This is a genomic window from Microbacterium sp. TWP3-1-2b2, from assembly GCF_049896145.1.
In the GTDB taxonomy this organism is placed as follows: domain Bacteria; phylum Actinomycetota; class Actinomycetes; order Actinomycetales; family Microbacteriaceae; genus Microbacterium.
Genome location: NZ_JAFCTS010000004.1, coordinates 1 through 1,082 on the forward strand (window position 1 = coordinate 1; position 1,082 = coordinate 1,082).

Consider the following 1,082-nt stretch of genomic DNA (forward strand, 5'->3'; position numbering starts at 1 on the left):
AAGAACCGGGGAGGCGCTAGCACCCTTTGATCCGGTTATTTCCGAATGGGGAAACCCACCTTTACAGTCTTCCAACTTTGCTTTCCCTCGGGAGGGCGAGGATTGGCGGATTGTTCAAAGGTATAATGACCTGAATACATAGGGTTCATTAAGCAAACCCGGGGAACTGAAACATCTCAGTACCCGGAGGAAAGGACATCAACCGAGACTCCCGTAGTAGTGGCGAGCGAACCGGGACCAGGCCAGTGCTCTTGTGATATAAAGCCGAACGATCTGGAAAGGTCGGCCATAGCGGGTGAAAGCCCCGTAGGCGTCAAATAGCAAGAGACTCGAGTAGGGCGGGACACGTGAAATCCTGTCTGAACATGGGGGGACCACCCTCCAAGCCTAAGTACTCCTCTACGACCGATAGTGAACAAGTACCGTGAGGGAAAGGTGAAAAGCACCCCGACAAGGGGAGTGAAACAGATCCTGAAATCGGAAGCCTACAAGCAGTCGGAGCCCCCAAGCGGGGTGACGGCGTACCTTTTGTATAATGGGTCAGCGACTTCATGTGTCGAGCAAGCTTAAGCCGTTAGGTGTAGGCGCAGCGAAAGCGAGTCTGAATAGGGCGCTAAGTTCGACGTATGACGACCCGAAACTAGGTGATCTATCCATGAGCAGGATGAAGGTAAGGTAACACTTACTGGAGGTCCGAACCCGTGAATGTTGAAAAATTCTGGGATGACTTGTGGATAGGGGTGAAAGGCCAATCAAACCTAGACATAGCTGGTTCTCCGCGAAATCTATTTAGGTAGAGCGTCCGACGAATTCCTCAGGGGGTAGAGCACTGGATGGTTGCGGGCTGCGCGAGTGGTACCAATACTAACCAAACTCCGAATACCTGAGAGAACTATCGGGCAGACACACGGCGGGTGCTAACGTCCGTCGTGAAAAGGGAAACAACCCTAACCATCATCTAAGGCCCCAAAGTCATGGCTAAGTGGGAATCGATGTTGTATTGCTTTTACAATCATGAGGTTGGCTTAGAAGCAGCCTTCCTTTAAAGATATCGTAACCGCTCACTGCTCAAGCGATCCTGC

At 51.6% G+C, this 1,082-nt stretch carries 1 rRNA gene; it reads left to right on the forward strand.

Annotated features, from left to right (window positions below):
* Window positions 1–1,082 (forward strand): 23S ribosomal RNA (locus tag ACP7AR_RS17495); the annotation flags it as partial.